The 22966-nt window shown below is 60.7% G+C and carries 22 protein-coding genes; 4 read left to right on the top strand and 18 right to left on the bottom strand.

The features are described from left to right. Nucleotides 1–16 precede the first annotated feature (16 nt). From G9Q84_RS09510 to minC, 6 genes are all read right to left on the bottom strand, one after another. Nucleotides 17–193 carry a hypothetical protein gene (locus G9Q84_RS09510; protein WP_010208820.1) on the bottom strand — a complete coding sequence of 59 codons (177 nt, stop codon included), beginning with the start codon at nt 191–193 and terminating at the stop codon, nt 17–19. Between the two features lie 203 nt (nt 194–396). After that, nucleotides 397–1686, bottom strand: a complete 1290-nt coding sequence (locus tag G9Q84_RS09505; protein ID WP_181643234.1) for a M18 family aminopeptidase — start codon at nt 1684–1686, stop codon at nt 397–399. Between the two features lie 172 nt (nt 1687–1858). After that, nucleotides 1859–2494: an RluA family pseudouridine synthase gene (locus tag G9Q84_RS09500; protein WP_181643233.1), complete on the bottom strand. Its 636-nt coding sequence runs from the start codon at nt 2492–2494 to the stop codon at nt 1859–1861. Nucleotides 2495–2590: 96 nt separating this feature from the next. After that, on the bottom strand, nt 2591–2845 hold the full coding sequence (minE, locus tag G9Q84_RS09495) for a cell division topological specificity factor MinE (RefSeq protein ID WP_003175252.1): 255 nt from the start codon (nt 2843–2845) through the stop codon (nt 2591–2593). Nucleotides 2846–2848: 3 nt separating this feature from the next. Further along, a complete protein-coding gene (minD, locus tag G9Q84_RS09490) occupies nt 2849–3661 on the bottom strand; it encodes a septum site-determining protein MinD (RefSeq protein ID WP_017737535.1) in 813 nt (270 codons plus the stop codon). A gap of 200 nt (nt 3662–3861) precedes the next feature. Further along, nucleotides 3862–4599, bottom strand: coding sequence for a septum site-determining protein MinC (gene minC, locus G9Q84_RS09485; RefSeq protein WP_032888096.1), 738 nt, complete (start codon nt 4597–4599; stop codon nt 3862–3864). Nucleotides 4600–4718: 119 nt separating this feature from the next. Between minC and G9Q84_RS09480 the strand changes: the two genes are divergently transcribed. After that, nucleotides 4719–5654, top strand: coding sequence for a lipid A biosynthesis lauroyl acyltransferase (locus tag G9Q84_RS09480; RefSeq protein WP_032887990.1), 936 nt, complete (start codon nt 4719–4721; stop codon nt 5652–5654). A gap of 30 nt (nt 5655–5684) precedes the next feature. Next, on the top strand, nt 5685–6833 hold the full coding sequence (locus G9Q84_RS09475; RefSeq protein ID WP_032887992.1) for a patatin-like phospholipase family protein: 1149 nt from the start codon (nt 5685–5687) through the stop codon (nt 6831–6833). 109 nt (nt 6834–6942) lie between these two features. On the opposite strand, the gene G9Q84_RS09470 is transcribed toward G9Q84_RS09475, so the two are convergent. The 9 genes from G9Q84_RS09470 to G9Q84_RS09430 form a co-directional block, all read right to left on the bottom strand. Next, entirely contained in the window at nt 6943–7728 is a 786-nt protein-coding gene (locus G9Q84_RS09470; RefSeq protein WP_032887994.1) for an outer membrane protein OmpK, read from the bottom strand. Continuing rightward, nucleotides 7725–8120: a hypothetical protein gene (locus tag G9Q84_RS09465; protein WP_143521257.1), complete on the bottom strand. Its 396-nt coding sequence runs from the start codon at nt 8118–8120 to the stop codon at nt 7725–7727. The genes G9Q84_RS09470 and G9Q84_RS09465 overlap by 4 nt, the downstream gene beginning before the upstream one ends. A gap of 47 nt (nt 8121–8167) precedes the next feature. Beyond that, nucleotides 8168–9514 (bottom strand): nucleobase:cation symporter-2 family protein, encoded by a 1347-nt coding sequence (locus G9Q84_RS09460; RefSeq protein WP_032887997.1) that lies wholly within the window; start codon nt 9512–9514, stop codon nt 8168–8170. Nucleotides 9515–9690: 176 nt separating this feature from the next. Next, entirely contained in the window at nt 9691–10974 is a 1284-nt protein-coding gene (locus G9Q84_RS09455; RefSeq protein ID WP_032887999.1) for a urate hydroxylase PuuD, read from the bottom strand. A 51-nt stretch (nt 10975–11025) separates the two neighbouring features. Further along, nucleotides 11026–11529: an ureidoglycolate lyase gene (locus G9Q84_RS09450; protein ID WP_027603915.1), complete on the bottom strand. Its 504-nt coding sequence runs from the start codon at nt 11527–11529 to the stop codon at nt 11026–11028. A gap of 225 nt (nt 11530–11754) precedes the next feature. After that, nucleotides 11755–12750, bottom strand: coding sequence for an allantoicase (gene alc / locus G9Q84_RS09445; protein ID WP_032888001.1), 996 nt, complete (start codon nt 12748–12750; stop codon nt 11755–11757). Between the two features lie 41 nt (nt 12751–12791). After that, nucleotides 12792–13307 carry a 2-oxo-4-hydroxy-4-carboxy-5-ureidoimidazoline decarboxylase gene (uraD, locus tag G9Q84_RS09440; protein WP_032888003.1) on the bottom strand — a complete coding sequence of 172 codons (516 nt, stop codon included), beginning with the start codon at nt 13305–13307 and terminating at the stop codon, nt 12792–12794. Next, nucleotides 13304–14230, bottom strand: a complete 927-nt coding sequence (gene puuE, locus G9Q84_RS09435) for an allantoinase PuuE (protein ID WP_181643232.1) — start codon at nt 14228–14230, stop codon at nt 13304–13306. The genes uraD and puuE overlap by 4 nt, the downstream gene beginning before the upstream one ends. A gap of 148 nt (nt 14231–14378) precedes the next feature. Further along, the gene (locus G9Q84_RS09430) at nt 14379–14597 is read right to left on the bottom strand and encodes a hypothetical protein (protein ID WP_181643231.1); all 219 of its coding nucleotides are present in this window, start codon (nt 14595–14597) and stop codon (nt 14379–14381) included. A 14-nt stretch (nt 14598–14611) separates the two neighbouring features. On the opposite strand from G9Q84_RS09430, the gene uraH reads away from it, so the two are divergent. Beyond that, on the top strand, nt 14612–14965 hold the full coding sequence (uraH, locus tag G9Q84_RS09425) for a hydroxyisourate hydrolase (protein WP_032888007.1): 354 nt from the start codon (nt 14612–14614) through the stop codon (nt 14963–14965). 154 nt (nt 14966–15119) lie between these two features. Further along, nucleotides 15120–20297, top strand: a complete 5178-nt coding sequence (locus G9Q84_RS09420) for a dermonecrotic toxin domain-containing protein (RefSeq protein ID WP_181643230.1) — start codon at nt 15120–15122, stop codon at nt 20295–20297. Here the strand turns inward: G9Q84_RS09420 and G9Q84_RS09415 are convergent. From G9Q84_RS09415 to G9Q84_RS09405, 3 genes are all read right to left on the bottom strand, one after another. After that, nucleotides 20272–20913, bottom strand: a complete 642-nt coding sequence (locus tag G9Q84_RS09415) for a LysE family translocator (RefSeq protein WP_032888012.1) — start codon at nt 20911–20913, stop codon at nt 20272–20274. The genes G9Q84_RS09420 and G9Q84_RS09415 overlap by 26 nt on opposite strands. Before the next feature lie 13 nt (nt 20914–20926). Beyond that, entirely contained in the window at nt 20927–22273 is a 1347-nt protein-coding gene (locus tag G9Q84_RS09410) for an NCS2 family permease (protein ID WP_032888014.1), read from the bottom strand. 237 nt (nt 22274–22510) lie between these two features. Further along, nucleotides 22511–22945: a MarR family winged helix-turn-helix transcriptional regulator gene (locus G9Q84_RS09405; RefSeq protein WP_032888098.1), complete on the bottom strand. Its 435-nt coding sequence runs from the start codon at nt 22943–22945 to the stop codon at nt 22511–22513. Between the last annotated feature and the right edge of the window lie 21 nt (nt 22946–22966).

Raw genomic sequence — 22966 nt, 5'->3', positions numbered from 1 at the left:
TGTACGAGTGCACGCGTCATTCGGCCAGTTTGGCGAGGATCTTGTACACCACGGTGCCCAGGATCAGCAGCATACCGATCCACATGCCGAACACGCCGAGGGGCTTGTCGCGAAAGTTGAAGCCGACCGCGAGCATGATCATGCCGATCAGAATAGGGATAAGCATGGCGTGGAAGGAGGACATGGAGATCATGGTGCGACGGCCTTGTCGGAGTGGGAATACTGACAAGTCTAGGTCGGATTGCGGGAAGTGCAGATGATATAGATCAGGTACGTAAACCAAATGTGGGAGGGGCTTGCCCTCGATAGCGGTCTGTCAGTCAGCTTGTTTTTAGCTGACCCACCGCATCGGGGGCAAGCCCCCTCCCACATTTCTGGCTGTATTCAGCCTTTGGATCAAGGCAGGTCGCGACTGGCGTAGAACGCACCCAGTACCTTCACCAGATGCGCCAGGTCATGGCTGCCGCACAGTTCACGAATGGAGTGCATGGCAAACGTCGGCAGGCCGATGTCCACGGTACGCACGCCCAGGTGGCTGGCGGTGATCGGGCCGATGGTCGAGCCGCAGCCCATGTCGCTGCGCACCACAAAGCTCTGTACCGGCACTTCTTCGGCCATGCACAGGTGGCGGAAGAACCCGGCGGTTTCGCTGTTGGTCGCGTAGCGCTGGTTGCTGTTGACCTTGATTACCGGGCCGGCATTGAGCTTGGGGCCGTGGTTGGCGTCGTGCTTGTCGGCGTAGTTCGGGTGCACACCGTGGGCATTGTCCGCCGACACCAAAAGGGATTTCTGAATGGTACGTACGAATTCATCACCCTCCGGCAACAGGCGTCGCAGGGTCTGTTCCAGCATCGGGCCATCGGCACCGCAGGCCGAGCAGGAACCGACTTCTTCGTGGTCGTTGCACACCAGTACGCAGGTTTCGTCGGTCTCGCTGTTGAGCAGGGCTTGCAGGCCGGCGTAGCACGACAATAGGTTGTCGAGGCGCGCGCCGGCGATGAAGTCGCCATTGAGGCCAATTACAGCTGCACTCTGGGTGTCGTAGAAGCTCAGCTCGTAATCGAGCACCACATCAGCGTTCAACCCGTGCTCGCGCGCCAGTTGCTCGGTGAGCACGGCTCGGAAGTCCACGCGCTCGTCACCGGCAAACTGCGCGAGGATCGGCGGCAGTTCGGTCTGGGCGTTGATTGCCCAGCCCTGGTTGGCTTCGCGGTTCAGGTGAATGGCCAGGTTCGGGATGATGGCGATGGGCAGCTTGAAGTCGATCAGTTGGCTTTCGACTTTGCCGTCGCGGCGGAACGTCACGCGGCCTGCCAGGGACAAGTCGCGGTCAAACCACGGCGCCAGCAAGGCGCCGCCGTAGACTTCCACGCCCAACTGCCAGAAGCCCTGGCGTTGCAGCTCGGGCTGGGGCTTGACCCGCAGGCACGGGCTGTCGGTATGGGCGCCCACCAGGCGAATCCCGCCCTGCAGCGGCGAGTGACGGCCGAGCTTGAAGGCGATGATCGAGGAGTCGTTGCGGGTCACGTAGTAGCGACCGTTGGCTTCGGTGGCCCAGGTTTCGCGCTCGTCGAGACGCTGGTAACCGGCCGCTTCCAGGCGCTGGGCCAGGGCGGCAGTGGCATGAAAAGGAGTAGGGGAGGCCTTGAGGAAGTCGATCAGGCCTTGATTCAACGCTTCGCGCATAAATAGCTCCAGACAGCAATGCGCGGAGTTTACCGTTCGGTGACGGGAAGTGCACAGTACAAATGTGGGAGGGGGCTTGCCCCCGATTGCAGTGGGTCAGTCAACAATACAGTGACTGATTCTCCGCCATCGGGGGCAAGCCCCCTCCCACATTTGTTCTGTGTTCACAGCTTTAGAAGGGCGCTGGGCACTCGAAGCGCAAACGCTCGCCACTCTGCGGATGAGTAAAGCTCAGCATGCTTGCGTGCAAGCACAGGCGCGGCCACGCAGCCAGGGCTTGCTCATGGGCATACAGGCCGTCGCCGAGCAACGGATGACCGATCGACAGCATGTGCACGCGCAACTGGTGTGAGCGCCCGGTGATCGGCGTCAGCTCCACACGGCACCAGTCGCCGCAACGTTCCAGCACCCTCCAGAAGGTCATCGCGTGTTTGCCGAACTCGTGATCCACCACATGCCGTGGTTTGGTCGGCGGGTCGTAGCGCAAGGGCAGATCAATGCTGCCGCTGTCGAGCTCCGGCTGGCCCCAGGCCAATGCGGTGTAGGCCTTCTCGGTTTCACGGTCGTGAAACTGGCGGGACAGTTCGCGATGGGTATCGGCATCCCGGGCGAGCAGGATGATCCCCGAGGTTTCCCAGTCCAGGCGATGGACGATGCGGGCTTCGGGGTAGCCGTTTTCCTGCAGGCGGGTGATCAGGCAGTCCTTGTTGTCGTCAGCGCGGCCAGGCACCGAGAGCAGCAGGGTCGGCTTGTTCACCACCAGGACAGCGTCGTCCTGATGCAGGATATGGATATTGGACAGCGGCATTAAACAGCCTCGTAACAAACGCCAACGGCGGCTCGCCCACCCGGTTCCCGCTATGGGATCAAGGTGTGCGAGCCGCCGTGGCGGCCGCCTGTTCGATCAACGATCAGGCAGGGTGATATTGAGTTCCAGAATCGAGCAGCTGCCGTCATTTTCCAGAGCGACATGCACGTCATCGTTGCCGATGTTGACGTACTTGCGGATCACCTCGACCAGTTCCTTCTGCAAGGCTGGCAGGTAGTCCGGGGTGCTGCGTTGGCCGCGTTCGTGCGCCACGATGATCTGTAGACGCTCTTTCGCGACCGACGCGGTGCTTGGCTTTTTGTTGGCGCGAAAGAAGTCGAGAAATTTCATTGTTTAGTTGCCTCCAAAGATACGCTCGAAGAATCCCTTCTTCTTAACATCGAGGAAGCGATGTTCCACGGTCTTGCCCAGCAAGCGATCAACCGCATCGCTGTACGCCTGGCCGGCGTCGCTCTGGTCGTCAAGAATAACCGGGACACCCTGGTTGGAAGCCTTCAGGACGGCCTGGGATTCCGGGATCACGCCCAGCAGGGTCACCGCGAGGATGTCCTTGACGTCCTCGACACCGAGCATTTCGCCGTTGCTGACGCGCTCAGGGTTGTAGCGGGTGAGCAGCAGGTGCTCCTTGATCGGGTCTTCACCTTTCTCTGCGCGCTGGGACTTGCTGGCCAGCAGGCCGAGCATGCGGTCCGAGTCACGTACGGAGGACACTTCCGGGTTGGTTACCACGATGGCTTCATCGGCGAAGTACATCGCCAAATGAGCACCGGTTTCGATGCCGGCCGGGGAGTCGCAGACGACGTATTCGAAGGTTTCCTTCAGTTCAGCGAGGACTTTGCCTACGCCTTCTTTGGTCAACGCATCTTTGTCACGGGTCTGGCTGGCGGCCAGTACGTACAGGTTCTCAAGGCGCTTGTCCTTGATCAGGGCCTGTTGCAGGTTGGCTTCGCCGTTCACCACGTTGACGAAGTCGTACACCACACGGCGTTCGCAGCCCATGATCAGGTCGAGGTTACGCAAACCGACGTCGAAGTCGACGATGACTGTCTTGTGGCCGCGCAGAGCGAGGCCGGTACCGATAGCGGCGCTGGTGGTGGTCTTACCCACACCACCCTTGCCGGATGTAACCACGAGAATCTTGGCCAAGGTGTTTCACCCCTAAGGAAAAAGGACTTTTCAGTCCCTGAAAAACATCTCTTGGAACTCGCTGCAGGCGGACGGTCTTTGTAGGAAAAAGACGGGTTAGCGTAGGAAAAACGCCAACCTTCAGATGTTCCTACACAAGTATTGCCGGTTTCGCTGTGCTATCAGAGTCTAGAGATGCTTGGAAAATGCGGCAGTATCCGTTAAAGACGGATGATGTTCAACACATCGCCCGACAGGCTGACCTGCACCCCGGCCCCCCACAGCGGATCACGGCGCAAATCTTCGGAAACCTTGTACTGGCCTGCGATGGACACTAGCTCAGCGGTCAACTGCTGGCAAAAAATACGGGCCTTGGTATCACCCTTGATGCCGGCGAGGGCACGTCCGCGCATCGGGCCGTATACATGGATGTTGCCATCGGCGAGAAGTTCCGCGCCGGGACTGACCGAGGAGATGACAACCAGGTCGCCGCCTTGGGCGTAAATTTGCTGCCCACCGCGTACGGGAGAGGTGATGATCTTTGTAGGCTTTATCGTCGGCTCCGGTGGTTTTTCCGGTTTTTTCTTCTCTTCACCGACCAATGGTTCGAGCGGACGCTCGCGTGCGCCGGACGGTGGCAGTACTGGCAGTTCAATGGCGATGGCCGCGGCAATGTCTTCGATACGGCTGGCACGAATGGCGAGAGTGCGCAGGCCATGGGAGCGGCACACGCGCATCAGGCCGGGCAGATCGACAGCGCCCTGGCCGGCCGGCAGTTTGTCCAGGGCCAGCACCAGCGGGGCGTTGTTAAAGAAGTTTGGCGCCAGGGCGACCTTGGCGGCGAGCTGGCGGTCCAGGGCGTCGAGGTCGTTACGGGCGAGTTCCAGCACGGTGATGGCGAGCATGCTGCCTTTCAGCTGGAACACGGGATCTTGGTCTAGCGGTTCGGTTTGGCTCATGGTCGGCATAAAGCGGCTTGTCACGAAAAGTGTCGAGACTTATAACGAGAACATCCACTGGCCGCAAGCCGGGTCGAACCGTTGTAGAATGCGCGGCCCTGTCTTTACCGGAATCTGTAATGGATCGCCCGCGTTTTCGAGCTGCATTTTTTCACCCGCGTTTCTGGCTGCTATGGCTTGGGCTCGGCCTGCTGTGGCTGGTCACCCAATTGCCATACCGCGCGCTGCTGGCCATTGGTCGGTTACTGGGCGCGGGTATGTACCGTGTGGCCAGCGAGCGTCGCCGCATCGCCGCGCGTAACCTGGAACTGTGCTTCCCGGAAAAAACCGCTAAAGAGCGTAAGCAGTTGCTCAAGGAAAACTTTGCCTCCACAGGCATCGCCTTCTTTGAAATGGCCATGAGTTGGTGGTGGTCGCGCCAGCGCCTGTCGCGTCTGGCCCATGTCGAAGGGCTGGAGCACCTCAAGCAGGCCCAACTCGATGGCAAGGGCGTGATCCTCATGGCCCTGCATTTCACCACCCTGGAAATCGGCGCGGCGCTGTTGGGCCAAAAGCACACCATTGATGGGATGTACCGCGAGCACGGCAATCCGTTGTTCGACTTTATCCAGCGCCGTGGCCGCGAGCGCCACAACCTTGATTCCCTGGCCATCGAGCGCGAAGACGTACGCGGCATGCTTAAGCTGCTGCGCGCTGGCCGCGCCATCTGGTACGCACCGGACCAGGACTATGGCGCCAAGCAAAGTATTTTCGTACCGCTGTTCGGCATCCAGGCCGCCACCGTCACCGCCACCAGCAAGTTTGCCCGCCTGGGCAAGGCGCTGGTGGTGCCGTTCACCCAGGAGCGCCTGGCCGACGGCAGTGGTTACCGCCTGGTGATCCATCCGCCGTTGACCGACTTTCCCGGCGAAAGCGATGAGGTGGACTGCCTGCGCATCAACCAGTGGGTCGAAACCTCTGTACGCGAATGCCCCGAGCAATACCTGTGGACCCACCGCCGCTTCAAGAGCCGGCCACCGGGCGAACCCAAGTTGTACGAAAAAAGCCGCCGATAAGGCGAGATTTTCCCCACACGGAGTGATGCGATGCGCCCAGCTGAACCGGTAACAGGCTTGATTCTTTCCGGCGGCGGGGCGCGAGCGGCGTATCAGGTGGGTGTTTTGGCGGCGATTGCCGAGCTGTTGCCACCAGGGGCGCCCAACCCGTTTCCGGTGATCGTCGGCACCTCGGCCGGGGCGATCAATGCGGTGACACTGGCCAGTGGCGCGATGGATTTCACGGCGGCGATCCAGCGTCTTACTGCCTTCTGGCAGGGCTTTCGCAGCCATCTGGTGTTGCGCAGTGATTGGCCGGGGGTTATTCGCCAGGCGAGTCGTTTCCTCATCCACAGCCTGTTGGGCCTGGGCGCGCAAGTGCCGGTAGCGTTGCTTAATAGCTCTCCGCTGCGGGACTTGTTGCAAGAGCGCCTGAACCTGGGCGGCATCGACGAAGCCATCCGAAACAAGCATTTGCACGCGGTGGCGGTCACCGCGTTCGGCTATGAATCCGGGCAGGCGGTGACCTTCTATCAAGGTGGCGGCACCATTGATGCGTGGTTGCGCCATCGGCGTATCGGCGTCCCGACGCAACTGACGGTTGAGCACCTGCTGGCCAGTTCAGCGATCCCTTTGCTGTTTGCCCCGGTGAAACTCGACCAGGAATATTTCGGTGACGGTGCGGTGCGCCAATCAGCCCCGATCAGCCCGGCGCTGCACCTGGGGGCGACCCGCGTGCTGGTGGTGGGCGTCAGCGGCAACCCGCGGGGCAATGAGCCGTCGGTGCAGCGCACCTACACCGGTCAGGAACCGACCCTGGCCCAGATCGGTGGGCACATGCTCAACAGCACGTTCATCGACAGCCTGGAAAGTGATATCGAATTGCTGGAGCGTCTGAACCAGTTCAGCCATCACCAGCCAGCCGACAGCGCGGCCCGAGGCCTGGCACCGGTTGAAGTGCTGGTGATTGCGCCAAGCCAGCCGATCGATGAAATCGCGGCAAGGCATCGGCAGGAATTGCCGGCGGCGTTGCGGTTGTTCTTGCGTGGGCCGGGGGCGACCAAGACGAGCGGGGCGGGGGTGCTGAGTTACTTGCTGTTCGAGGCGGGGTATTGCAGCGAGTTGATTGAGTTGGGCAGAAAAGATGCGCTGGCCAAGCGTGAGGAGATCATGCGGTTCCTGGGCCTGCCGCCTATCTGAATGTGGGAGGGGGCTTGCTCCCGATAGCAGTGTGTCAGTCAACAAATAGAGTGACTGACACTTCGCTATCGGGAGCAAGCCCCCTCCCACATTTGTCTTGCATTGGCTTTTAGAAGTGATACTTGACCAGGAAGCTCGCCGTGTCCTGGGTGGTCTTGAATGCACCCGAATCTTCGATCCCGTACTTGTTCTTCCAGTAGTCGTACTCAAAACCCACATACAGCTGCTTATCGCCCCAATGCAGCGCTTTACCCAGGTCGTATTTAACCTGCGGGTTGAAGTGCAGGTTGGCGTGGTAAGTGCCACGGGCGTTTTTGTCGTTATCCACCACCCAATCCATGAAGCCGTCGATCAGGATGTCGGAGCTGCCGACGGGAATGGTGTAGGCCCACACCGGAGTGATTTGCCAAACGCCATCACCCGCGCGATTGCCTTCGGTCTGGCGCTGATAGAAGTTCAGTTGGAAGTAGTCGAAACCAGGGATGTTCAAGTCGAACGCCGGGCCGAGCAGGTACGACTCGTTATCGCCTTCGCCGAACTCGTAAGTGAAGGCCAGCAGCACATCCTTGATCGGTCCGAAGGACAGGTCTTTGTCGAGGATTTTACCGAATGACAACCGTGGGCTGATCTCGCCGTAGTAGGTGCTTGGGCCGACGTTGCCGTCTTCCTTGCCGTTGTAGAAGATACGGTCGACGAACACAAAGTTGTCGCCGTACTTCCACGCGTCGGCGTGTTCGAAGGTGACGGTTTGCTGGATCTGCGGGTTGACGGTAAAGCTCTTGCCCCACAGGTACGTCAGGCTGTTGTTCTGCCACTGCAACAAGTCACCGGCCACGGCCTGACCACCCGCAAGCAGGGATCCTGCCAGCATCAGGCCTTTGAACATAGGTTTCATTCGGTTGCTCCCGAGTTAAGGTTTTGTGGTTTTTCTTCTACGCAGGCGCTCTGGTGTGGCGCCTTTTGGTTCGCTGCAAAAATCGTCTGTTTGGTCAGCTTTAGTGCTTTTAGCAAGAGCTGCGCCAAGGTGTTTGAAACGCCAAAAAATCCCCGTCGGCTGCAACAAATGCAGTCGAATACAGAGGCGTTTTGTGCACCGTGGCAGCAGACATTAGGCCGGGATAAGTTGGCCTTGCAGTCAGCTTTTACATTCGCTGTTTTTTTTTGAGTCGATTCGAGCGGGCGCGGAGAATACTGGCTCCCAAGCCTTGGCTCAAGTGCGCTCTTACAGAGCGTGTCGGGCATAAATGGGGCACGGCTGATGGCCGCCCCCAGGTGGAGGGTGTGCATGGTGGGGTTCCTTGTTCGGTATTGTTTTTGTTGTCGTAACGAAGGAATCAATGCGTATGAGCGACGGCAGGGCGTTCTGAACCGCCGAGGATGTTGAACAGGATATTCAGCGACAACGCGCTGAGGGTGGCCATGGCGATTCCACTGTGGGTAATCGGGCTCATCCACAACGGCAGTTGGGCGAAGAACTCCGGGCGCACTACGGGAATCAGGCCCATGCCGATGCTCACCGCTACCAGCAACTGGTTGCGGCGGTCGGCGATGTCAGCTTCCTGAAGGATCTTGATGCCGGTGGCTGCGACCATGCCGAACATGGCAATCGCCGCACCGCCGAGCACTGCCGGTGGAATCGATGCCACCAGGTACGCCGCTTTGGGCAACAGGCTGAGCACAATCAGGAACGCGCCGGCCATGATCGTCACCGAGCGGCAACGCACGCCGGTCATCTGCACCAGGCCGATGTTCTGGGCGAATGAGGAGTGGGTAAAGGTGTTGAAGAACCCGGCGAAGAACGACGCGCCGGCATCACACAGCAAGCCCCGACGCAGCATCTTGGGGGACACTTCCTGACCGGTGATCTTGCCCAGGGCGAGGAACATCCCGGTGGATTCGACAAAGATAATCACCACGACCAGGCACATCGACAGGATCGGCGCCAACTCGAACTTCGGCATGCCGAAGTGCAGCGGTGTCACCACCTGCACCCACGGCGCCTGGGCCAGGCCGCTGAGGTCGACCATGCCAATGATGCCGCACAAGCCGTAGCCAAGCCCCATACCGATCAGCACCGAAATGTTCACCCAGAAACCGCGCATGAAGCGGTTGATCAGCAGGATGGTAGCCAGTACCAGCGCGGCAATCGCCAGGTAGATCGGCGAGCCAAATGTGGCTGCCGCGCTGCCGCCGCCGGCCCAGTTCACGGCCACGGGGAATAGCGAAAGGCCGATGGCGGTGATCACGGTGCCAGTCACCAACGGTGGGAAAAAGCGCACCACCTTGGACATGAAGGGCGCAATGATCATCCCGAAGAACCCCGCCGCGATGGTCGCGCCGAAGATACCCTGCAAGCCGATACCCGGCATGCCGGCCATGGCGACCATGCTGCCGACGGCGGCAAAACTGGCGCCCATCATCACCGGCATACGAATGCCCACCGGGCCGATGCCGAATGACTGGATCATGGTGGCGATACCGGCCACCAGCAGGTCGGCGTTGATCAGGAAAGCGATTTCTTCACGGCTCAAGCCCGCGGCCTGGCCAATGATGAGGGGTACGGCGACGGCGCCGCCGTACATCAGCAAGACGTGTTGCAGGCCTACCAGAATCAGTTGCAAGAGGGGCAGCCGCTCCATGGCAGGGGCGGCAGGAATCTGCGGTTCGACTAACTCGGTCATGCAACACCTCGGATCTTTTTTATTTTTGTGTTGTGTGGAACGCAATCTCTAAATCACTACAAGTCCCCGGTGGGATGGGGGCTTGCCCCCGATTGCGGTGGTTCAGTCACTGATGTTTTGAATGACACACGGCTATCGGGGGCAAGCCCCTCCCACATTGGAACTGTGTGAATCTGTCAGTTGGTACGCGCCCCCTGGTTGATCCACGTGCCAATCAAATCCCGCTCCTGCTGGGTCATCTGGGTGATGTTGCCCAGCGGCATGATCTGGCTCGCCACGGCCTGCGCCTGAATGCGTGCTGCCTGTTGCTGGATCTGCGCCGGGGTATCGAACATCACCCCAGCCGGAGCGGTGCTGAACAGCGGGCTGGTGGGCTTGGCCGAATGGCACACGGCGCAACGCTCCTGGATCACCCCATGCACCTTGTCGAAATCAATCGTCGCCTGGGCGGGGGCCGGCTCGGCGGCGGGAGCTGCTGGAGCCGCGGGTTTCAAACCACCACCCAACGCCGTTTCAGGCAGTGGCTGGTATTCGATGGCCGCAGGTGCCTTGGCAATCGGCTCTGCCGGTTTTGGCCCAGTGACGTATGCCAGGCTAATCATCGCCAACGCGCCGACCGGTAAGGTCCATGCATACTTCTGGCTGTTGTGACGGGTGTTGAAATAGTGCCGTACCAACACCGCCGCCACCGCGATACCCGCCAGGATCAGCCAGTTGTATTGGCTGCCGTAGGTGCTCGGGAAGTGGTTGCTGATCATGATGAACAGCACCGGCAAGGTGAAGTAGTTGTTATGGCGCGAACGCAGCAATCCCTTGGCCGGCAGGGCCGGATCAGGCGTGCGGTTCTCGGCGATGGCCGCCACCAGCGCGCGCTGCGCCGGCATGATGATGCGGAATACGTTGCCCACCATGATGGTGCCGATCACCGCACCGACGTGCAGGTAGGCGCCACGGCCGCTGAACACTTTGCTGAAGCCATAGGCCGCCGCAATCAACAGCACAAACAGGATGAAACCGAGCAGGGCAGGGCGTTTGCCCAGGGCCGAGTCGCAGAGGAAGGAGTAGATGAACCAGCCGGCGAACAGTGAGCCAATGCCCAGCAATACGCCTTCGGTGCCGCTGAGGCTGCTGCCAGGTGCGAGCAGGTACAGCGTCGGGTTGAGGTAGAACACCACGCACAGCAGCGCGACGCCCGACATCCAGGTGAAATAGGCTTCCCATTTGAACCAGTGCAGGTTGTCCGGCATGGTCGGCGGGGCCAGTTTGTATTTTTCCAGGTGGTAGATACCGCCACCGTGGATCGCCCACAAGTCACCGGCGAGGCCGCTCTTGGGGTTGACGCGGTTGAGGTTGTTTTCCAGCCAGACAAAGTAGAACGAAGCGCCGATCCAGGCGACGCCAGTGATCATGTGAACCCAGCGCACGCTAAGGTTCAGCCATTCCAACAGATGTGCTTCCACAGTCTTTACCTCTCGCCTGTCACCCTTGTTGTCGGGTGATCCGGCCTTCTCTTATTGGTGGGGGGCGAGGATCAACCGCTCATCCTCTTTGAAAAAATGCTCATCGCAGTTATTGCCTGTGCCACTGCGATCAACCACCAGGAAGTCATCCCGCTTTTCGATCGTCAGCACCGGGTGGTGCCAGACGCCGCGATGGTAATTAATGCCCTGCCTGCCGTTGGTGACGAAGGCGCGGACCAAGCCCGATACAGGTGCATCGCCAAGTGGCGCGACCACGATCAGAAAGGGGTTGCCGAGCAGCGGTATGAAAGCCTGGCTGCCCAGCGGGTGTCTTTCCAGCATGCACACGGTCAGCGGCATATCCAGCGCGTCGGCGCGGAAGATGCTGATGATGGCGTTGTCTTCAGGCTGTGCGGTTTCTACCGTTGCCAGCTTGTGAAAGCGCATGGTCGACCCGTTGTTGATCATGAAGTGATCGCTGCCATCGGTTTCGATAACGTCTCCGAAAGGTGCGAAGGCTTCTTTGGTCAGGGGTTCGATCATCAGTGTGCGCATGGCTGTCTTCTTATCCGGATTCTGTGTTGGTTATGCGGTTGCTTGTGGGTGTGATGAACGTGTGTGGTGAGCGGGCTTACCCCGCGCTGGGCTGCGAAGCGGCCCCAACAAGATCACTGCGTTTCTTCTGTGAAAACGCGGTGTCTGCATCCAGGGTCGCTTCGCGCCCCAACGCGGGGCAAGCCCGCTCACCACAACAAGCTACTTTGCCACAGGATTCAGCGTTTACTTGGCGACTTTACCCAGTACACGCAGGCGGCTCACGCCCCCATCCGGGAACACGTTCAGGCGGATGTGAGTGATCGGGCCCAGTGCCTTGATCTGCTCGGCGAAGGTGTGTTCGGCGTGCATTTCCAACTTCTGCGCCGGCAGCAGTTCGCGCCAGAACAGCGATTGGGTTTCGATCTGGCTGTCGGTGCCGCCTTTCACGAAGGCGCCTTGGATCGAGCAGGTGTCCGGGTAGTTGCCCTTGAAGTGCAGGGTGTCGACGATGATCTTCTCGATCTCGCCCGGGTGGCCCAATGCGACGATCACCCAGTCATTGCCTGGTGTACGACGACGAGCGGTTTCCCAGCCATCGCCCATGTTGATGCCACGACCTGGGTTGAGAATGTTGCTCATGCGGCCGAAGTGTTCATCGGAGCACGCCAGTGCACGGCCGCCGTTCAGGGCAGACGCCAGGTCGACCTGTTCGTTGTCGCCCACCGACGACCAGTCGCGGAACGGAATACCGTACACACGCAGACGGGCTACGCCGCCGTCCGGGTAGATGTTGAAACGCAGGTGGCTGAACGCCTGATCGTTGCTGATCTCGTGGTAGTGGTGGCTGTTGCCTTGCAACTCGACGGCCGACAGCACTTCGGTCCACTGGGTGTTGTCATCCGGGTCGCCCGAGGCCAGGAAGCAGGCTTCCAGGGACGCCGACGGCGGGAAGTTGCCGGTGAAGAATGAAGTGTCGATGTCCACGCCCTTGATCGAACCCGGTACGCCCAGGCGGATCACTGCGCTGTCGTAGCCTTCGAAGCGCTTGCGGCGTGACTCCCAGCCGTCCATCCACTTGCCGTTGTCATCGAAAACGCCCTCCTTCCACACGGCCGGGGTCGGCTGGAACAGGCGGTTGGCGTCAGCGAACCAGTCATCGGTCACCGAAAGGATCTTGGTGCCCAGACGGGCGTCGGCCAGGTTGACGAACTTCTCGAAAGGTACGGCGTAAGCTTTCATTCTTCTTGTCTGCCTTATATAGAGTGGCTGGGGATGGTCGTTTAGAGGGTCAGTAAACGGAACAACGCGATCTTGTTGATCTCGGCCAGGGCGCATTTGAATTCGGCGTCCGCCGAGTTGTGAATGCGCGTCTCGAATGCGGCCAGGATCTGGTGCCGGTTGCTGCCTTTCACCGCCATGATGAAGGGAAACTTGAACGTGGCTTTGTAGGCATCGTTCAGCTCGGTGAAGCGCGAGAACTCTTCGGCCGTGCATTGGTGAATCCCCGCGCCAGCTTGCTCATCAGTGCTGGCTTGGGTGAGTTGGCCCTGGACGGCAGCTTTGCCGGCCAGGTCCGGGTGGGCGTTGATCAGGGCCAGTTGACTGGTGTGATCAGCGCTCAACAGGATGTCGCTCATGCGCTGGTGCAGGGTTTCGATCTGGTCGATCGAAGGGTCCTGGCCCAGGTCGAAGGCCTTTTCGGCCACCCATGGCGAGTGTTCGTAGATATCGGCAAAGGCGGCGACAAACTCATCGCGGCTCAAGGTCGATGGCTTCAGGGTCTTGAATGCAGTCATTTGGCCGCTCCCGTGTACGGGTGGGTTTCATGCCAGTGACGGGCGATATCGACGCGGCGGGTGAACCACACGTGTTCATGGCCCTTGGCGTATTGGATAAAGCGCTTCAGCGCAGCCAGGCGCGCCGGGCGGCCAATCAAACGGCAATGCAGGCCGATGGACAACATCTTCGGTGCCTCGGCGCCTTCGGCGTACAGCACGTCGAACGCATCCTTCAGGTATTCGAAAAAGTCATCGCCCTTGTTGAAACCTTGCACCTGGGTGAAGCGCATGTCGTTGGTGTCCAAGGTGTAGGGGATCACCAGGTGCGGCTTGCCGGTTGGGTTGTTCGGTTCCCAGTAGGGCAGGTCGTCGTCGTAGGTGTCGCAGTCGTACAGGAAACCGCCTTCTTCCATCACCAGGCGACGGGTGTTCGGGCCGGTGCGGCCGGTGTACCAGCCCAGCGGGCGTTCGCCGGTCAGTTCGGTAAGGATGCGGATGGCTTCGAGCATATGCTCGCGCTCCTGGGCCTCGTCCATGTACTGGTAGTCGATCCAGCGGTAGCCGTGGCTGCAGATCTCATGGCCGGCCTCGACCATGGCGCGAATCACGTCCGGGTGGCGCTGGGCGGCCATGGCCACGGCGAAGATGGTCAGCGGGATATCGAATTCTTTGAACAGCTTGAGGATGCGCCACACGCCGGCACGGCTGCCGTATTCGTACAGCGACTCCATGCTCATGTTGCGTGCGCCTTGCAGCGGTTGGGCCGAGACCATTTCCGATAGGAAGGCTTCGGACTCTTTGTCGCCGTGCAAAATATTGCGCTCGCCGCCTTCTTCGTAATTGAGTACGAAAGACAACGCGATGCGTGCCTTGCCCGGCCAGTGGGGGTGAGGAGGGTTACTGCCGTAACCGATCAGGTCGCGTGGGTAGTCAGCGCTCACTGCAGTCTTCCTTCTTGTTCGTGGTAGCAAGTGCGTGGCGACCGGTAGAAAAACCTGGTGGCGTCACAGCGATGAGCTGATTGTATACAACTTGATGGTCACTTTGTAAGCCTGTATTTCTGCATTTTTTCCAGGCGGTTGCCACCGATTAGCTTTGCAAGAAACTTGCCTGGTTGGTCAGTAAATGGATGAAAGGGCGTTTAAAAGCAAGGCTTGCTGAGAATTTGCAGTGAGGATAGCTGCGCAAAGTGGTGAGTAAAAGTTTGTAATTTTTATTGTGTACAATTTTTATTAAAAGTGTCTTAATCAGCGCATCGCCGGATTTTGCATGCCCTGTAAAGGTGCGGCCTATTTTCACTCTACTCAAGGGAGCTCCGTTCCATGGGACGACTGACCACACACGTACTCGATGCCGCCCACGGCTGCCCCGGCAGCGCCATCCAGGTTGAACTGTACCGCGTCGAAGGCACGCAGTTGGAGCTGGTCGCCAGCGCCCTGACCAACAGCGACGGTCGTTGCGATGCACCGCTGCTGCAAGGCGATGACTACCGCACGGGTGTTTACCAGCTGCAATTCAGCGCCGGCGATTACTACCGTGCCCGTGGCGTGCAGTTGCCGGAGCCGGCCTTCCTTGATGTCGTCGTACTGCGTTTTGGTATCAGTGCCGAACAGGATCACTACCACGTGCCTCTGCTGATTTCGCCTTACAGCTACTCTACCTATCGCGGTAGCTGAGTCGTCACCTCGCTTCACACCCCCAAAGCTCTTCGTTGGTTTCGCCCGCGCACACAGCGGGCTTTTTTTTGCGCGCAGAAACGTTCAATTATCTAGCGCCTTATTGGCGTGATTGCTCAATAGGCTAGGTGTTTTCCTCGACGAAGACACTGCCGTGACCTCACTTACCGACCCTGATGACGACGCGCTACAGGCCCTGCGTACCCAGCTCACGCTGCGTATCAACAGCAGCCTCCATCCCAGTCGCCTGGTCAATCGACTCGCGCTGGCGGACTTGGGCTGCGCCGAAGCGGCGAGTACCCTCAGCCGTCTTATCAGCGCTGCGCCCCGGGTGCTGCGGGTGGTTCGTGCCGAGCTGCGCAAAGCATTCGAACTGGACCCGGACCGCCTGCTCTTTACCGAACCCAAGCCGCCCGCCGTCGCGCAGAAAACCGACAGCCTGACCGACCGCGCCTTGCGCCTGATGGTGTTGCCGTCGGTGTCGATCAACCTCAATCAGTTCACCGCCCTGAGCGACAAGGACGACCTGAACCGCCGCTTCACGTTCACGCCCCTGGAGGCGCTGCGCCGGGTGATCGCCCTCAACCTGTTTGACCGGCTCGCCCAGGCGCACAACGGTTATTGGCAGGGGTTGGCTGCCGGCACCTGGCTGACGCGTCAGGAGCGTTGGGTGCAGGTGCATCAGCAACTGTTCGCCCACCAGGCCTTCATCGCCCGTCAATTGGACGAGCTGTCGAGCGCCGGGCGGGTCATGGTCCAGGCGTTGGTGGATGCGCCGACGGTGGAGGCGCGCCAGCGTGCGGGCGAGCGTTGGGCCAGTGTGCAAGCGTGCGAGTTGATGTGGCCTGGCGCCGGGCCGCGGTTGATGCCGATCCCTGGCGCCCTGCATATTTATCGTGAGGGCGACCCGATGGGCATGCCCCATGTGATGTATCTGCCGGGCGTGCAGCGCAACTTTTATGAGTACCCCTCGTTCGACCAATTGCAGTGCGCCCTGGTGGCGCTGATCAACGGCGCGCTGTTCGACGACCTGTGGCAATGCCTGCCCCTGCGACGTCGGCACGAGGTGTGTGAGCCGGCCTCGACCGCTGCCGCGGGTCGTGGCGTACGGTTGTCGGGCGATGCATTGGCCTACAGCGCGCAGGCGGTACTGGACGCGCAATGGGAAAACGAACTGGCCTGCGCTGTGTCGATCAACCTCAAACAGGTGTTTTCCGCCACGCCCCAGCCTGCGGTGACGAACGCCACACGCTTTCTCGCCTACATTGAACGGGCACGCCGGCACTGGGTCGGTAAACCACGGCTGGAGCGGTTGCGCCGTGAGCTGCTGGACTGGGACCAGCATCGACGACGCCAGGAAATCATCTTCGCCAGCACCGCGTCGAGCCTGGCGATCAACACGGCACTGCGCCAGGTCAAGCGTTACGAAAAGGGCCTGATGGCGCTGCTCGATCACAGCGACCCGGTGGTGGACACGCCGGCCTGGCTGGAATATGTGGCGCTTGAAGCACAACTCAAGGCCCACGAGGACACCCTGGCCGCACAGGTGCAGGACGCGCAACTGCGGCTGTTCGAGGCGGCGTACTGGGGGGAACGCCCCAGCGGCCAACTCAAGCGCGCGAGCGCTTATATCCTCGGCCTGAAGGACCTGTTGCGCGTTGAAGTTCAACTGCAGCACCGGCTCAAGCGTCTGCGCGCGCCCCATCGAGACCTGCTGCTCGAAGTATTGGAGGCACCGTTGGCCAGCAAGCGCGAGGGCAGTCTTACCCGTGTGCTGTCCGTGCGGGTGGGCGATGACTGGCCGCTGCACAGCGTGTTTGCGGTTACGCGCCAGGCTGCGCTGGATGCTCCCGAGCGGCGAGAACCGGTGGTGCTGTGTGCACTCGGGCGCGAGGGCGGTGTGGCTGGGTTTTCCAGCCTGGGGGAGTTGTCCCGCAGCGTCGAGGCCAGCCTCGGCAGTCGCGATACGTCGCTGTTATGGGGTTACGTCGAGCGACAACAGCGTCAAGCCTTACGCGCACGAGTTGCCGCGCGCACGCTGAAAGTGAGCTATCACGCCATCGACGGCAACCCCCTGCTGCTGGCACTCAAAAGGCTGCTCAAGAGCTATGTTCTGCTGCAGCACAGCGCGAATATTTTCAATGGAATTGAAGACCCTCAACTCAGCCGCCAATTGCTGGCGGTCGAGCTGCATGAGCACCTGCTTGCCCCGGCCAACCAGGCGTTGATCCAAGCACGCGACCATGTTGATCTGGTCCGCAAAGCCGCAGAAGCGAAAAAAAAGCTGCCATCGTGGCTGACTGACGCGACGGCGGCGCAGGTCAACCGCTTCAAGCGTGTGCAAGGTCGTTACCTGAGCAGCGTATTTGCCTATGAAGAGCGCCTCCAGCAGCGCTTGCCCGATGTGCACGCTTTTGCCCGCGACCTGCTGATCGCGCGTTTGCGGGAAGACGGCCTGTACCCGGAGTTGAACATCGACACGCCATTTATCGAAATGCCCGATCAGGTCGATGGCAGGTTTTGTGGCTGGGAAAGCACCTGCACAGTGGGCGATCGCAACGAAGCCCTTACTCCCAGCGCGACGCGCACGCAGTTCAGTCTGCTGCAACTGGCGCTGCACAACCTGGACCCGAAGATGCGGCCCACCTATTGGCGCTTCCGGCACGCCACCTATCTGCAACCGGCATGGAAGCAACGCCTGAGCGTCAGCTACTTGGTCAATATGGTGTCCTCGCTGGACATCGGCGGCCAGTACGAGGCGTTGATCCAGCGCACGTTCCACTCGCCTGACCCGCGTGAGCAGGGGCGCGTTCCGCCACTGTTGAGGCGCGCGTTGGGGGCGGGTATCGACGCCGACCGCTATTCGGCGCTCAGGCAGGGGGTAAGCGAGCAGGGGCTGAGTCTGTTCAATACGGCGATCGGCGCCCGCGCCCCCGAAGATCTGCGCAGAAACGGCCATCACGTGCAGCTCTATGTGGTGCATCTGGCCGGCCACACCCTCCTGCATGATCGCTACATCGCAGGGATCGTGGTCATCCATGACCAGATTTCCCAGGCCTGTGTGGTGTATTGGCCCACCGCGCCGCAGGCAGGCAGCCTTAGCGAATATGCCAGCCTGCAATTGGCGCGCGAGCATCTCAATGGCATGAGTTCGTTGCCCGCGAATGTCACGGCGTTGGCCCGGCACGTCGCGCCCGGTTGGGCGTTCGAAGCGATCGACCACCACGGCCGCAAACCGAGCAAGGGGTCACGGTTACCCGGCCCGTTGGATTTCGTGCCGACTTTCGTCATGTTGCAAGGGCTGTGGCACGTCGCCGAGTTCGTGCGTTCATTCAAGGTCAGGCACCTGGAACCCACGGCGCTTGTCGAGCAGATTGAGCAACAAATCCGTGAGCAGATCGACAGTGATCAGACGAACTGGCTGGTACTGGTGCCGACCGCACACTGGGACGCTCGCGCCCTGTTGTATGAGGCGCGGGTGCTTGAGCAGCAGCGCCGGGCGCAGGCCATCAGCAACTCCGGCAAGACCTTGGAGAAACACCGAGAGCAGCGATTGGAGGAGCGCAGCGATAGCCGTCGGCGTGCCTTGTTGTCGCTTGCCGTGCCGTTCTTCGGCCTGGGTAATCAGCTGTATGAATTGCTGCTGACGTCGCGGCGTTATCACCGCGAGGGCGACCCTCGGGACGCGGTGGCGGTGGCATTTGGTGCGGTGTTCCTGGCAGTTGACCTGCTGCTGACCTTTGTCCCTGGGCCCAAACTCAAACCGGGGAACCTCGCCCGTCCGGGGCTGCGCTCGATAGGCACGGGTCTGCACCGCCTGCATCGCGCAGCGTTCTCGGAGTTTGGCCAGGTCGCGCACGTGCCCAAGTTGCCCGGCGCGGGTACGGCGCTCAAACCCCTGGAACGCTTTCGCGTCCAGGGCCTGCCCCAAGGCGCGATCGCCTTGAAGGGGGCGGGTGAAAAAGGTGTCTACGTGAAGCGCGGCGAGCATTTCGTGGTGGACGGAACGCATCACTACCCGGTCTACCGCCGCGAGGGTGAAGGTTTTTTCCGCCTGAAGAGCAAGGACGCGGCGGGGCAGGATGAATTAATCCTGACGCTGCACGAACCCGGCGAGTGGCTGCTGGGGGCGGACGCGCCGGTCGCCGGCCCGAGCTCGGCAGTACTCAACCCGTGGCGCGCGGCTGCCACGCAGTCGGATTGGCAACCACCGGTGGTACCCACTGCGACCCGGGAACGGATTCACCGCTCAAGCGTGGCGTCCCGTCATTGGTTCGATTGGCGCCTGCATGGCGCCGATGATGTGGGCGTCGGGGCCTCGGTGAACGGCGTGTTTCATGTACACATGGATCCTCCGGGATTCCCTTTCGATGCCATCTATGTCGGGAGCCGCTATGACACGCCGACGCAATCGGCTATTGGCTACTACCGGTTGTTGCATCAGGGTGAGCACGTGCCCTTGAGCGACATGGCCTTTATTTCCAGGAACGAGCCGCTGGTGTCCAGGGCTCGCGTTGATATCGAACACTGGACCAGCAGCGGCCTTGATGAACAGCCGATTCCTGTGTCGCGTACGTCAACGGGCGAATGGCAGCTGCATGCGCCGCTGTTCGATGGGCCATTGGAGCCGTCGGTCGAAAGGGCGTTCCCGACGCTGACGAGCAGCAGCCGAACCTTTGCGGTGGCAAGGCTGATCGAGTTGGCGGACTCATCCCGTTCAGTCACCGCCAGCCATCTGCTTAACGTGCGCGCAACGCTGGACAGCTGGTTAACCCCAAGCCCCGTGCAACTTGGCCAGACCGATGACCTGCTGCGCATGCTGCGACCCACCGAACGGTACGGCGGCTATACCTATATCGGATTCGAAGGCCGGGCGCCGGGCTTCACACGCGTTGACTTCACGCCCACTATCGCGCTTGACGAGGTGCTCAAGGCCGGCGGCGCGCAGCATTCGGCTCAGAGGCAGATTGCCCAGGGTGCAGCCACCCGCGCGACGCTGGAGCAGCAGGGCTTCAGGGTGCAGGAGTGGAGTGTAAAGCGCGGCACGGTCCGCAGTCCCGAGTGGCTGGTGACCCACCCCCAGTCAAACGCGCTGTACTACATCACCTTCCAGTGGTTGGATCGCGGCAGCATCTTGCTCAGGTCAAAGCTCACCCACGCATGGTTCAATCAAGCCATCAAACAACATCGGACTTCCGCCATGGCCGCGTCGGTCCGGGAGGCGCTGAGCGAACAGCGCCTCGTGCGGATGATGGCCGGCATTCAATGGCCGAGGCATGGCAATCGCCCGCCCACGGTGTATTTCGTCAAAGTGAGCCCGCGCGAGCGTTGACCAGTGAAATAACGCCGGCACCACCGAACAGGCTCGCGCTGATGCGGTTGAACCAGCTCTGGCCCGCGCCGCTGCGCAGGTACCGCGCGGCGCCATGGGCGCCGAGGCCGTAGGCGAGCTTGCAGGCCAGGTCGAGCAGAGTCCACGTGGCGATCATGATCAGCAGTTGCGGGAGGAAGGCGTGCTGGCTGCTGAGAAATTGCGGCAGGAAGGCGGCGAAAAACAGGATGTCCTTGGGGTTGCTGGCCCCCAGCACAAAGGCCCGGCCAAACAGCGCGCGAAAGCGCGGCACTGGCGCAGCCTGGGGGACTGTCGCGCCCTGGGAAGGCTGGCGCGATTGCTGCCAGCTCTGCCACGCCAGGTAGAACAGGTACAGCGCGCCGACGATCTTCAGCGCGTTGAACACCTTTTCCGACGCAAGCAGCAATGCGCCCAGTCCCAGCGCCGAAGCGCTCAGCAGACAGATCGAGGCAAACACCCCGCCCAGAAACGCCGGGTACGAGCGGCGCAGGCCGTAGTTGAGGCTGTTGCTGATCATCAGCAACGACAGCGGCCCCGGGATCAGGATCACTACCAGCGCAGCGCCGCTGAACAGCAGCCAGGTTTCCAGACTCATTGCTTGCTCCTTGTTATAGAAAGACGAACTTGGCGATAAAAATCACGCACAGCACCCAAAGGCTGGCGGAAATCTCGCGGTATTTTCCGGTGCCGGCCTTGAGCGCCACGTAGGTGATAAAGCCCAAGGCGATGCCGTCGGCCACCGAAAATGTCAGCGGCATCATGATCGCGGTGACGATCGCCGGAATGCTGTCGGTGGCCTCATCCCAATTGATGTGCGCCATGCTCGCCATCATCAGCATCGCCACGTAGATCAGCGCACCGGCGGTGGCGTAGGCCGGGATCATACCGGCCAGCGGCGCGAAGAACATCGCCGCCACGAAGAGGACGCCCACGGTCACGGCAGTCAGCCCGGTTCGACCACCTGCGGCCACCCCGGCGGCGCTTTCCACGTAGCTGGTTACCGGTGGCACACCGACCATGGCGCCGAACACGCTGGAGGCGCTGTCGGCCTTGAGGGCGCGGGACAGATTGTCGATCTTGCCGTCAGCCTTCACCAGCCCGGCCCGTTGCGCAACGCCCATCAGTGTGCCCGCCGTGTCGAACATGTGCACAAAGAGGAAGGCGAACACCACGCTGATCATGCTCACATTGAACACACCCTTGATGTCCATCGCCATCCAGGTCGGCGCCAGGCTCGGCGGGGTGGAGAGGATGCCGTTGTAGTGCACCAGGCCCAGTCCCCAGCCGGCCAGGGTTACGGCGATGATGCTGATGAGGATCGCGCCGAACACACGGTGGTAGCTGAGGATCGCGATGAGCAGGAAGCACACGGCCGCCAACAGCGGCGCCGGCTCATGCAGCGAGCCGAGCTTGATCAGCGTGGCTGGGCTTTCGACGATGATGCCTGCGGTTTTCAGGCCGATCACACCGAGAAACAGGCCGACCCCGGCGCCCATGGCATGGCGCAGGCTGACCGGGATGCTGTTGAGCAGCCATTCCCGCACGCGTGAGAGGGTCAGGCCCATAAACAATACCCCGGAAATAAACACCGCACCCAGCGCGGTTTCCCAGGTGTAGCCCATAGTGCCGACCACGGTGTAGGTGAAAAACGCATTCAAACCCATGCCGGGCGCCAGCCCAACCGGCCAGTTGGCGTACAGGCCCATCAGCAGGCAACCGAGTGCGGCGGCGATGCAGGTAGCAACGAACGCCGCGCCGTGATCGATGCCGGCGTCGGCCATGATGTTGGGGTTGACGAAGATGATGTAGGCCATGGTGATGAAGGTGGTGAGGCCGGCGATCAGCTCGGTCTTCACTGTGGTGCCATGCAGGCGCAGCTTGAACAGGCGTTCCAGCCAGCCGTTCGATGAGGGGGCAAGGTCCAGCGTCGGGGCTTCGGATTTGCGGCTATCCACAGCGAGTACTCCTCAAGAGTTTTATTGTTATTTCCAGCGCCGGTCACATGAGTGGGCAACAGCGCTTTGAGGTACTGGCGGGCTTTGTTGACCAATAGGTCAAGAACTCGCACGAAGCGAATTATGCTTTTGTATACAAAGAAAGCAAATAATGTTTTCTATTTTGTGTGCGAAAGAGATGAAAGGCAACTCGTGAGGCAAGCGGGCTCGCCACAACCGGCCCGTTCGCCACAGGGGTTACGGCTGACCAGACAGTGCCTGGTTCACCGCCAACCATCCATTCACAGCCTCTTCCCCGGCTTCATTGAACGCTCGTTGCAACAGCTTCACCTGTTCACGGCGCAATGACTGCTCAAAACGCAGCCCTTCCTCGGTCAATTCCAGCAAGCGTTTGCGCTTGTCGGTCTCGGACGCGACGCTGTCGACCAAGTGCATTTCCTGCAATTGGCGCAGCGGAATGTTCAGCGCCTGTTTGCTCACACCGAGCAACTCCAGCAGCTCTTTCACGCTCAAGGCCGGGTAGCGCGAGATAAAAAACACGATGCGCTGGTGCACTCGACTCAGGCCTCGACGTTCGAGCATTTCGTCAGCCTTGGCGGTAAATGCCTGGTAGCCGAAGAAGAACGCTTCCATGGCCTGTTGCTGGCTGTTTTGGTTTTTAAGGTCAAGCATGTTGACGTATCCGCTCAAGCT

The sequence above is a fragment of the Pseudomonas sivasensis genome (assembly GCF_013778505.1).
Lineage (GTDB): Bacteria > Pseudomonadota > Gammaproteobacteria > Pseudomonadales > Pseudomonadaceae > Aquipseudomonas > Aquipseudomonas sivasensis.
This window is presented reverse-complemented; position numbering and strand designations above follow the sequence as displayed.